Raw genomic sequence first — 12,352 nt, forward strand, 5'->3', positions numbered from 1 at the left:
ACTAAACCTTAATACCACCGCCTGGTAAACAAGCCAAATAATGTATTAAAATCTAACGTCACGATAAATCTGATTTTTTCGGCATATTGCGGTTGTGAAACTTCCCAACCTAAATTGGAATACACTGGAAAATAAAGTTCAAAATAATCTTCCAGAAGACTAACACGAATACCGGTATCGTATAATACTTGAATGCTGTTATCATGGTTTTTAATCATGCCAAGATCGCCATAAGCTAAAATGTATTTCCAAATTGTGGTACTACCATTTAAGGCCGATAACCACTGATTCGCAAAGCCAGGTTGTAATTTCGATTTAAAGCCACCTTCGGCAATTATTAATTGCTGACTAAATAAACCCGTACTTTCCGAGCGACCGTAGTAATTATAATCAAATAAATAATCGGTTGGTCTATCTAAAGCAAAACTAAAATAATTAGAATCCTGGTAGGTTTTGTTGTACAGAAAAACACCAGTAAAAAAGCGCAAATTATATTGTCTGTTGGTTTCCGTTAATTTTCTGAACTCATAATTAAGGGCTATTTTTCCGAATTTTTCAGAAAATTGGGTGTCTACAAACCAAGCGGAAAAATTCACTAAATTTTTATCTATTTGGCGGTACCTCATGTTAAAAACACCATAATCCGGCTGTATGTCTCTGGTGGTTGTAGGCGTGGTAGGGTTGGTATCGCGATTAATATCAACATAGCGAAAATTTAAATATTGACGCTTATTGGAACGCAAATTAGACTTATTGCGGAAGGATAACTGAACGCCGGGCGTATATTTAGTAACAAACAAATTTTCGGCATAGCTAGCGTAACTTGCTCCAATGCCATAATCTATGTGAAATAAATGAGCAGTGTTATTAAAATATTGGCGGTAGTTAAGGCTTACCGAACCCGTTAATGCATTCGATTTTAAGCCATATTGCGGTGCTATTTTATAATAAAAAGGCTTCCGTAATACCGATTTGTTGTAGGCTTTGGCGCCTAACACAATGCCATCGTAAATATTATTAAATTCTACAATAGGCATTAAAAATACCTGATTATAAGCAGGATCCTCAATGTCCTTTAATAAACGAACTTGCAGTGGTTTGTTAAAAAGTTTTTTAGTAAGTAATTTGGTGTTGTTTCTAACATTGTATTCGGGTACTATATAATCGTAATTTAAAACTAGCCGCGTAGTTTCCATATCTGGAATGACCACTGTAGCGGAATCTGTTATGGTTTCTGTCCAAATTTTAGTTGTTAAACTTTGGTTGTTAAAAGCAAAAAGCGAAATAGGAGCAGGCATGTTTCGCCTGTTTTTTATAGTAACATGAATGGAATCCTCCTTTCTAATAGCTTTCGTAATTTTGAAATCCATGTATTTATTGGTTTCCAGGTAATCACCAAAAAACCAATTTAAGTCTTTGTGTGTTTTGGATTTTAAAAAACGCTCGAAACTGGAAGTGGTTACAATTTGATTCTGATGGCGTTCTAAAAACGTTTTAAGGTGTTTGGGAAGCGAGTCGTTCTCAAGATAGGCATCTACATATTTTAAGCCAATACCTGCTTTGTATTTATTGGCAATATTCTCATTAAATTTTAACAAAGAATCCTTTTCCATGAGCAAAGGCTGATCTATGTGTTGGCGCGCCATATGAAGATATAAAAAACTGTACTGCGCATTAAAATCCAATTGGGTAGCATGAAACGATTTTAAACCCCAAAAATTAGATAACGTACCGGCTAACTTCATATCTGGATAAAACGCATCCACATAGGCCATTAAATAATATATTTGCAAACCATCTATGAGCCACTGGTCTGTGCGCGGATTTAGTTGCAAAACATTTTCAAGATAGTTGCGTAATCCTGTTTTAAGAATTTTAAGTTCATACTGAAAATGATCGGGGAATGGCCTTATAAAATTTGGTAGTAGGTTTAATCCGTAAATAGGACTTTTGCGATAATCTATATCCGAAATAAGCAACCGTTTATGCGGATACGGCCCTAATTTATCGGTTAAAAATTTGGCAATATTATCGGTTACAAGTACTTTGTTTAAGGTGCTTAAGTTTTCGTCGTCTACATTGGAAACTAGCGTGAAATAATCTGTTTCAATTTCTCGAAAATCGTTGTTTTTCTTTAAGAATAGTTTCGAGTTAACACGGTTTTTTCCAGTAAAAACAGCTACTTGTTGTGAGTTGGTTTTGGTAAGGCTCACCCTATCCAGTTCGGTTTCGATATTAAAATGGGGAGGACAGGTAATTTCCAAGTTAATGTTAGCCTGTGGTACAAACATATCATCCAAATCCTTATTACTGCTATAGTGCCAATTGCCGTTATAAACAGCGGGTGTTATATACCAATAACGTAAATTGAAATCGCCATTTTCAGTAACGCCATAGCGTGTAAATTTATCCTTGGGTACTTGTACAATGTAATTTAAACGTATGGTGTAAGCACTATTGGGTAATGCAGGTTCTGTTAGGTTTACTTGCAACACATCAATCATATTTTTTATGCGCGTAAAACTTACTTGTTCATTGTTTTGTGTTACCGAAGTGACTACCGAGTAGCCACGGTCGTTATTTTTTGCAAAGTGGAACTCTGTTTTAAATTCTTCTGCAAAACGCTTTGCTAAAGGTGTTTTTTTTGTGGCAAAGCTATGGTTCCAATCGTTTAAATAAACAGTTTGAAGGGTATCTGCCGTATTGTTATAATAGGTGATTAATTGGGAAATTTGAATTTGGCTTTTTTCAACGTTGAAGTTGGCACGAATGTCCATTTTATTTTGACTAAAACCAAGGACAAAGCCTGCAAAGAATACGCTAACAAACAGTTTCTTTATTTTCAAGGTGTTTTTATAAACTTTAATGGTTTTATGTGCTGCCAATTGGCACCTACAATATAATAGATGCCAGCCGATAAATGTGTTAAGGGAACGTTATAAGTATTTCTCGCAGTTACTGGCACATGCGTAATAAGTTGCCCAATGGTGTTGTAAATATAAAGGTTTTGGTTGTTACCTAATACTGTTTCATTTACTTTTAATTGTAAGCTATTTTGAACATAATTGGATCCTAAAATTTCGATAGGATTGTTAACCTTCTGGCTATATGTTGGCACCGATAGGGCAGATGTTGTTGAAATTTCCATGGTAACAGGTAAATGATCGCTGAATAAGTGCAGGGCTTCGCGAATGTTGTATGTAAACAAGCTTCCATCGCAATCGGGACTAATTATAGCCTTATTAAAGCAGTCTGGGTTACCATTATTGCCATATACTTGGTATGTTTCTGGTTCGTAGTACAAATCTGTTCCAGTTTGGTTTAGGTTACTGGAGGTCATCATAAAATCAAACCGATCGTCCATACCGCCAGAGCTGCCACCAAAGTCTGTGCGCGTTCGCGTAGATTGGGTAAAAACAGAAGCAAAACTTGCGTTATTATGCCAGTTGCCAAGGCTGTTGGCGGGATCGGTAAACGTGATTGTATTGTTGGGGTTTGTTAGCGCTTGAAAAGCTGGCTCCGAACTTGTGTAAACATTAAAATCGCCTGCCAATATTACATGGCTATCTTCTGGAAAGGTGTTTAAGTAGCTCATTAAATCGTTTACCATGCGAAGTCGGAGTGCTTCGTTGTCAACCCCTCTAGATGCTTTTAAATGGCCAACAATAACGTCTAGAAAAATCCGATTTTCTAATTCATTGGTTGCAAGTAACTCCAGTTTATAGTGGTTAAAATCTCTAAACAACGTTGGTATAATGGTTTGGTTATCCAATTGAAATTTGGAGCCATTATAAAAAAGCATATTTTGAAAGGCATTGCTATCGCCTATGGTATCGTCCGAGGTGTTTAATTGAAACGCAGCCATTTCAAAATCGATAGCTATACGTTCTTGGAATACTTGTAAAATATTAATAGCTGCTGCTTCATTGTTAAGCTCGCAAACCATAAAGATATCTGGTTGGTAATCCATGAGTATGGTTTGTAAATGAAGCAGCCTATTGGGAACGGTGTTTTCTGAAGGAAAGTTTAAAAGGTTATAAAACATAAGTTTATATGATGTTTGGGCATGTGCATTGTTTATTAAACACATACCTAAAACCATTAATAATAACCATTTCTTTCTCATAAAAATCAGCGTCGTTGCTATTTTAAAAGTTTGGTGTTAGTTTAGATTCTTTGTAGAAACTATCTAAAATAGGAATAACTTCTTCGGCGGTATCTACCAGATGAATTAAGTCTAAATCCTTGGGGCTAATGTTTGCAAAGCCATCTAAAACGGAAGCCTTAATCCAATCCAGTAAACCAGACCAAAAATCGGTTCCTACCAAAATAATTGGAAATTTTTCAATTTTATTAGTTTGAATTAAAGTAATGGCTTCAAAAAGTTCATCTAAAGTTCCAAAGCCACCAGGCATAACAACAAAGCCTTGCGAGTACTTAACAAACATGACCTTTCTAACAAAAAAATAATCGAAATCTAGGCTCTTATCGGCGTCTATATACGGGTTGTCATGTTGTTCAAAAGGCAATTCAATATTCAAGCCAACCGAGGTTCCACCGGCTATATGGGCGCCTTTGTTACCCGCTTCCATAATACCTGGGCCGCCACCGGTTATAACGCCGTAGCCATGTTCTACAATTTTTCTGGCAACATCTTCTGCTAATTTATAGTATTTATCCTCGGGTTTTGTTCTAGCGGAACCAAAAATGGATACGCAAGGACCAATTTTACTTAATTTTTCGTAACCGTTAACAAATTCGCCCATTATTTTAAAAATGGCCCATGAATCGTTTGTTTTTATTTCATTCCAACGTTTGTGATGTTGTTCTGTTCTCATGTTTTTTTATCTCTTTTTTAATATGATTTTACCTGAACTTATTCTTGTGTGCTATTCCAAAAACTACAGGATTGGTATTGTATATGTGTTTAAAACAAAGCAAGGTGGTAAAAATAACCGATTTATTACAATTCTTTTTTAAGAAATTGTGCGGTGTAACTTTTTTTAACCTTTACAATGTCTTCGGGGGTGCCTTTTGCTATAATTTGGCCACCGCCTTTGCCACCTTCTGGTCCTACATCAATAATATAATCTACTGTTTTTATAACGTCTAAATTATGCTCAATTATTAAAACCGTATTGCCTTTGTTAACCAATTTGTTTAACACAATCATTAAGACCCTAATGTCTTCAAAATGAAGGCCGGTTGTAGGTTCGTCCAGAATGTAAAAGGTATTTCCGGTATCGCGTTTGCTTAATTCGGTTGCTAATTTAATGCGTTGTGCTTCGCCGCCAGACAAGGTGGTGCTTTGCTGCCCCAGTGTAATATAGCCCAGACCAACATCCTGAACGGTTTTTAGTTTTTTATAAATTTTAGGAATGTGTTCAAAAAAGTCAACCCCTTCATTAATCGTCATGTTTAGCACATCGCTAATAGATTTGCCTTTGTATCTTATTTCCAAAGTTTCTCGGTTAAAGCGTTTACCTTGACAGGTTTCGCACTCAACATAAACATCTGGTAAAAAGTTCATTTCTATAACACGTAAGCCGCCGCCTTGGCAGGTTTCGCAGCGTCCGCCCTTTACATTAAAACTAAATCGCCCTGGTTTGTAGCCTCTAATCATGGCTTCTGGTATTTTGGCAAACAAGCTTCGTATTTCGCTAAAAACACCTGTATAGGTAGCAGGATTACTTCGTGGTGTTCGGCCAATAGGCGATTGGTTAATATCGATAACCTTATCTATATGTTCCAAACCTTTAATGCTTTTGTAGGGCATGGGTTTTTTAACGCCATTAAAATAATGGGCATTCATAATAGGATACAACGTTTCGTTAATTAACGTGGATTTACCACTACCAGAAACACCGGTAACACCTATCATTTTTCCTAATGGGATGCTTATAGATACATTTTTTAAGTTGTTACCAGTGCAGCCCTTTAAGGTTAGTATTTTGCCATTGCCTTCGCGGCGCTTTTTAGGAACCTCAATTGCTTTTTTGCCATTTAAATAGTCGGCTGTTAGGGTGTGGTGTGTTTTTAATTCAGCTGGTGTGCCAATACTTATAATTTCGCCACCGTGTTTACCCGCTTTAGGGCCAATGTCTATAACATAATCGGCATTCTCAATCATATCTTTGTCGTGTTCTACCACAATAACCGAGTTGCCAATATTTCGTAATGAGATTAAAGATTTTATCAGTTTTTCGTTATCTCGTTGGTGTAAACCAATACTTGGTTCGTCTAAAATGTAAAGCACACCTACTAACTGCGACCCAATTTGAGTAGCTAGGCGAATGCGTTGTGCCTCGCCACCAGAGAGTGTTTTGGAACTGCGGTTTAACGATAAATAATCTAATCCAACATCCAGAAGAAATTGGGTTCTTGCTGTTATTTCTTTCAGAATTTCTTCTGAAATTTTAAGCTGTTTTTTAGTTAGTGTTTCAGGTAATTTTTTAAACCAAGCAGCCAAATCTATAATATCCATTTGTGCTAGCTCGGCAATATTTACCCCGTTAACTTTAAAGTACAACGATTCTTTACGCAGGCGTGAGCCTTGGCATGTTGGACATAAAACTTTATCCATGTATTCTTTTGCCCAGCGTTTTAAGGAGGTTGTTTCGGCTTTTTCAAACTGATTTTCTATAAAGTTAGCAACACCTTCAAACTCTATTTTATAACTTCGGGTTACGCCCAAAACTTTGTTTTCTACTTCAAATTTTTCGTTACCACCGTATAAGATTATTTTTTTAGCTGCCTCTGGAATGTCTTTATAGGCATCGGTAAGCGAAAAGTTATAGCGTTGTGCAATGGTTTCAAATTGTTTAAAAATCCAACCTGATTTTTGCGGACCGTGAGGTGCCAATGCACCCGCTTTAATGGAAAGTGAGTGATCTGGAATTATTTTATTTTCGTTTACCTGATAACGCGAACCAATACCATTACAAGTAGGACAAGCACCTTTAGGTGAGTTAAACGAAAAATTATTAGGTTCTGGATTGGGGTAAGAAATTCCGGAACTAGGACACATTAAGTTTCTACTAAAATACCGTACCGCTTGCGTGTCTTGGTCAATTACCATTAAAACATCGTCACCGTGATACATGGCTGTGTTAATGGTTTCCGACAAGCGTTTATCGTTATCCGTGGAGCCATCAATTTTAAGCCGATCGATTACAATTTCTATATCGTGGGTTTTGTACCTATCCAGTTTCATGCCCCGTACAATATCTTTTATTTCGCCGTCGGTGCGCACTTTTACAAAGCCCTGTTTCGCTATTTGTTCAAAAAGCTCGCGATAATGACCTTTTCTGGAGCGCACTACTGGTGCCAGAATATTGATACGCTTACCTTGAAAGCTTTCCGTTATTAATTGCTTTATTTGCTCGTCGTTGTAGCTTACCATTTTATCGCCTGTGTTATAGCTGTAGGCATCGCTAGCGCGGGCATAAAGCAAGCGCAAGAAATCGTAAATTTCTGTTATTGTACCAACGGTGGATCGTGGCGATTTGCTGGTGGTTTTTTGCTCAATGGCAATAACCGGCGATAGGCCGTCAATTTTATCGACATCTGGACGTTCCAAGCCACCTAAAAATTGGCGGGCATAAGCCGAAAAGGTTTCAATATAACGGCGTTGTCCTTCGGCATAAATGGTATCGAAAGCCAAAGACGATTTACCACTACCAGATAAACCCGTAATGACAACCAGTTTTTCGCGTGGAATGGAAATATCTATATTTTTTAGGTTGTGAACGCGTGCGCCCTGAACCTCTATGGTGTCTTCTAATGTACTCATATGTTAGTAATGTAACCTGATTTACAAACCAGTTTGCAAAGGTACTGATAATGCTTTACAATATAAAGTTATAACCGCGTATAGATAGCGGCTTGCTAGATTATAAAAAGGCTGAAACTATAGTTACGTATTGTTAACCAAAACCGGTAAAAAATGTCCTGCTAATGAGCCAATAAAATGCTGGTAAGGCCTGTTATTTAAGGTCTTTAAACTCTTTTGCCCATTTAATAAGATTGTCGGGTCCGTGGTCTAGTTGTAGTTTTTCAATAATATTTGTGCGGTGTTTTTGAACCGTTCTAGGCGATACGTAAAGGATGTCGGCTATTTCCGTTGAACTTTTATCCTCGGCAATTAATTGCACAATTTTACGCTCGGATTTGGTAAGTTGGTTGTACTTTTTTAGTTCTTTTTCGGCACTGCTTTCAAATGCATTTCCCAACGAAGAACTGTAATGTGTATTGCCCGCCATAACTGCTTGAATACACTGGTCTATTTCTTTAAAACTGTCTTCTTTTAACAAATAGCCCGGTACTTCCAGTTTTTTTGCTTGTGCTACAAAACTTTTAAGTTTGTGATACGTCATAACAATAAAGCGCGTGGGTAACCGGTCTTCTTGTTGGCAGGCTGCAATAACTTCAAACCCATTTATATTGGGCATTTCTATATCCAATAAGGCAATTTTTGGTTCCATCAGTTTAATAACCTCCAGTGCCTCTGCACCATTTTGTGCTGTTTTGAGCACGGTGTATCCTGCCTGTTCCAATTCCTGATGCAAGCCCTTAAGCATTAAAGGGTGATCCTCTGCAATAACAAGTGTTATATCTTTTTTCGGCGTCATTATGAAAACAAGTTTCGGTACGGTTTATTTATTACAAAAATAAAACTAAATACTGTTTTCTAGCAGGCAGTTTTAAAGTAAATTCTAAAAAAAAAACAAGCTTAATTGTTAAACGGGGAGTTTTATGGTTATTTGGGTGCCTTTATTTTGGTTAGATTGCACTTGCAAGGTAGCATTAATAATTTTGCTGCGTTCCACAAGCGATTTCATGCCTAAACTTTTGGATGTTTTTAGCGCGTTGGCATAATTAAAGCCTTGACCATTATCTTTTACGCTTACAATGAGTTCATTGTCTTTTTTGTAAATTTTAATATGCACAGCTTTAGCTTTGGCGTGTTTAATCGTGTTGTTTAGTATTTCTTGAAGCATTCGGTAAACATGTAAGGCTGCGTCTTTAGAAATAAGTGCGTTTACGTCTTCAATTTCCAGAGTAAAAAACTCTTCAGTATTTTCGTCTATGTCGTGCACCATGTTTTTTATGGCAGTTGTAAAGCCAAAACGCTCCAAAGTAATGGGGTAGAGCCCTTGCGATATACCTCTAAGATTGGTTAAGGTGTTCTGCGCTAGCTGGTTATACGTTTGGTTGTTAATGGTTTTAAGTTTGCGAGTTAGCAACATGAGCTCTTGCCCAACACTATCGTGCAATTCTAGCGCCAGTCGTGTGCGTTCTTGCTCCTGTGTTTTTATGATATCTTGTGTAAAAATTTCCTGAAGTTTTTGGCGTTTTTTGTATTCTTTTCGAGATCGGATACTTATTACAAAACCGAAAAAAGCAATTAAACCAAGGCTACCGAATAAAATCCACTGATTTTTAACATCATTTTTAGCGTCTAATAAAGCTATGTTACTTTCTTGATTTTCTATAATTAAATCCCGTTTTTCGGTTTCGTATAAGGTTTGGTAGTAAGCTAAAATACGTGTTTTTTGAATGCTTCCAATGGAGTCTTTTATGGTTGTATAATTTTTATAGTGCTTGAGGGCCAGTTCAAAATTGTTGAGTTTATTGTGAACATCAGACATGAATAACTCGGCCTCCTGTAGCTCCTCGTATTGGTCCTCTGCCAAACGCATGTTGTATAGTTTTTGACCGTATTGCAGTGCTGTAGGGTAGTCTTTTTTCGCATAAGCCAAACGCATTTGAGCATCAATAAAAAAAGGCCTATTAAAAGGCGTTAGTTTTGTGGTGTCTTCGCGTATGCTGTTAAACAATTTTGTGGCTTGTTTAAGGCTGTCATTTTCGGCTAATGCTACTACTAGTGTGGCCTTGTAAGGAATTTCAAAAAAATCTTTATATCTGGATGTTTCACTTTTCTTTAAGGCGCGTTTTAAATTTTTAATACGTTCAATTTGATTGTTATTTTTAGCATCATCCACGGCCATATTAAAGTAAATATTTGGTAGGCTTTGATAGCTTTTTACAGTTTTTGCCAGTTCTGCCAGTTCTTCACGTTCTTTTTTTGCGGCTTCAAAAAAGCCGTTTTTGCTGTACAAAATGGATATGGAGTTTTTAGCATTTAACCACATAACCGTATCGTTATTTTTTTGAAATAAGGCAGCGGCCTCTTGTAAATCCAACGAGGCTTCGCCAAATTTACCGTTGTTTACGTGCGCCACACCACGCGCGTATTTGGAAAGCGCCACGTAAGGCGAATTGTATTGCTTGGCATAATAATGCGAACTGTCGAAAAGTTTTATGGCTTCATCAAATTCTCGCGATTCCGCGTAAACTTCTGCGGCTTCATAGTAAAAATCGTCCAGAAGTTCTGGGTTACTTTTATTGGTTATAATACTCTGAATGCCATTTACAACCTGTTTGGCTTCGGGTAAATTATTTCTACCAAAATTAAGGTAGTTTATAAACCGAGTAGCCTGTTTTATGGCAATATCCAAAGAGTCCAGTTGCTGGGCGTAGGAGATGGTTACGCGGTAAATAGAGTCGTTATTCCAGGGGGTATTGTACCGAATTTCATCGGCTAGACTATCTAAAAATTTTAGGCGTTCCCAGCCAGAGGATTTCTGGTTGCTCAAATCCATTAGTTTCTTATTCGCTTTAAGATCTAAATCTTGGGCATATGAAAAACTAGAAAAACAAAAAATAATGACTACTAGGAAACGCCTCATGGTGTTGCTAATTTTTTCAAAAATACTGGGTTTTAAGTTTATAATAAAATTGTTTTTGCCAATGTTCTAAATTCCGAATAGTTGTTGGTATTTAAGCGTGTAATTTTTTGAAATAATTGCCGGATAATAAGCTGTAATTTTGTTATTATTGTTTTAATAACAAATGCTACATGGTAATTTTTAAAGTTGGTAGCAAAAAAAAAGTGAAAAGCAATTAAATACTGACAACATGCAAATATTAGGAATAAGTTCGCGAATTAATCACCCTGAATATGGGAAAGGCGTTATAACAAACGTAACCTCAAAACACTATTGGGTAACCTTTATAGAATCGGGGTTGGAAACAATAGAAATTGATTCTGAATTTGAAATTATTGAAGCGGCAGACAACGATGTGGATACCATTAGTTTTGCCGAAGTTGAATCTAGTTTGGTACAAATTTTAAAGCGCTGGAGTGATGTTTCGGAAGTGGTACACATAGCCGATAAATGGAAAGGTGGTACACTAATTATGGAGCCAGGAGATACTAATTTAAAGTCCAATAGCTTACCCATAGACACGTTTTTTCATAAAATAACCATGGTGCGCGACCGCTTGCGCGTTATGGAGCAAAAGATAAATTCTAGTGGCTTACAAGAGCAGGAAAAAATAGATTTACAACAATACATAACCCGTTGCTATGGCAGTTTAACTTCGTTTAACGTGTTGTTTAAATTGAAGGAGCAGCATTTTAAAGGACAGAAAAAATAAAAAATTACCAACTTTAGTTTAACAAACCTAAAGTTTGTTGCTTTTTATTTGCCAACCACATTATTGAGTTTAATGCCTAAAAATAAAAACTGATGAAAAGTGGGTAAAAGGGCGCCACTTTCGGTGGTAGTCCAGTTATTCCAGCTGGCCTCCAAGCCGCCAATTGGTAAAATTTGTACCCACATACGGAACTTAATGGGTTTGTTATTAGCGTCTAGTATCCACAAATAAGAATCGCCAGGTGTTGTACCACCACTGGTGTAGGTAACTAATAAACCTTGTTGGTTATTATCTAAAGGTATTAGTTGCCGTTCTGTACCGGGATCAAAAACTTTATAAGGCGCCACCAGCCAGAAAGAGTCGTTGTTAAAGTAGCCAAGGGCTGTTTTGATGTGTTCCGAAGCTTGTTCGCCTTGTATTTCAAAATTATGAACAAAAACCTTACTCGAGTCGGGATGGTTTAAATGAAGCTGTACTTTATAATCTTTCCAACGCACTGTGCAGGTATGTTTGTTTTTTTGCCACTGGTAATGCCGTCTGTTTTTAAAGCTCCATTCAATGTAATTTGTGTTTTTGTAGGCTTCGTAATTTAAAGCCTCCAACATGTTGTGGGCCAGACTATCCGCTTGAGGTCCTGCTATGCCTGTAGGTAATTCTTCGTTGTATTTAAAGTACACAAACCCGAAAAACAGTAGGCTAGGCAGGGTTAAAAATACCACTATGCCAAGGCTTATTTTTACTATTTTTTTTATGGTCATGTTAGTCTAACTGAATTTTTAGATTGCGTAAATTCCAATTACCTTGTTGGTGTTATTAAAAAAGCTACTCACAGTAAACTTTTTAAGGCTTC

General features: G+C 36.9%; 8 protein-coding genes. 1 reads left to right on the plus strand and 7 read right to left on the minus strand.

The features are described from left to right. Window positions 1-8: 8 nt before the first annotated feature. The 6 genes from ACFSQP_RS10280 to ACFSQP_RS10305 form a co-directional block, all read right to left on the minus strand. On the minus strand, window positions 9-2,846 hold the full coding sequence (locus ACFSQP_RS10280; protein ID WP_376894093.1) for a metalloprotease: 2,838 nt from the start codon (window positions 2,844-2,846) through the stop codon (window positions 9-11). Next, window positions 2,843-4,126 (minus strand): endonuclease/exonuclease/phosphatase family protein, encoded by a 1,284-nt coding sequence (locus tag ACFSQP_RS10285; protein ID WP_376894095.1) that lies wholly within the window; start codon window positions 4,124-4,126, stop codon window positions 2,843-2,845. Before ACFSQP_RS10285 ends, ACFSQP_RS10280 begins: the two co-directional genes overlap by 4 nt. A 22-nt stretch (window positions 4,127-4,148) precedes the next feature. After that, window positions 4,149-4,838, minus strand: a complete 690-nt coding sequence (locus tag ACFSQP_RS10290) for an LOG family protein (protein ID WP_376894097.1) — start codon at window positions 4,836-4,838, stop codon at window positions 4,149-4,151. A gap of 125 nt (window positions 4,839-4,963) precedes the next feature. Next, window positions 4,964-7,792, minus strand: coding sequence for an excinuclease ABC subunit UvrA (gene uvrA / locus ACFSQP_RS10295; RefSeq protein ID WP_376894099.1), 2,829 nt, complete (start codon window positions 7,790-7,792; stop codon window positions 4,964-4,966). 193 nt (window positions 7,793-7,985) lie between these two features. Then, complete coding sequence (locus ACFSQP_RS10300; protein ID WP_376894101.1) at window positions 7,986-8,630, minus strand: response regulator; 645 nt, start codon at window positions 8,628-8,630, stop codon at window positions 7,986-7,988. Window positions 8,631-8,738: 108 nt separating this feature from the next. After that, window positions 8,739-10,751: an ATP-binding protein gene (locus tag ACFSQP_RS10305; RefSeq protein ID WP_376894102.1), complete on the minus strand. Its 2,013-nt coding sequence runs from the start codon at window positions 10,749-10,751 to the stop codon at window positions 8,739-8,741. A gap of 229 nt (window positions 10,752-10,980) precedes the next feature. Here ACFSQP_RS10305 and ACFSQP_RS10310 point away from each other — a divergent pair, with 229 nt between their 5' ends. Next, a complete protein-coding gene (locus ACFSQP_RS10310) occupies window positions 10,981-11,502 on the plus strand; it encodes a hypothetical protein (RefSeq protein WP_376894104.1) in 522 nt (173 codons plus the stop codon). A 44-nt stretch (window positions 11,503-11,546) separates the two neighbouring features. Here ACFSQP_RS10310 and ACFSQP_RS10315 read toward each other — a convergent pair whose 3' ends face one another. Beyond that, the gene (locus ACFSQP_RS10315; protein ID WP_376894106.1) at window positions 11,547-12,260 is read right to left on the minus strand and encodes a hypothetical protein; all 714 of its coding nucleotides are present in this window, start codon (window positions 12,258-12,260) and stop codon (window positions 11,547-11,549) included. Window positions 12,261-12,352: the final 92 nt, after the last annotated feature.

Source organism: Bizionia sediminis (assembly GCF_042684585.1).
Classification (GTDB): domain Bacteria; phylum Bacteroidota; class Bacteroidia; order Flavobacteriales; family Flavobacteriaceae; genus Algorimicrobium; species Algorimicrobium sediminis.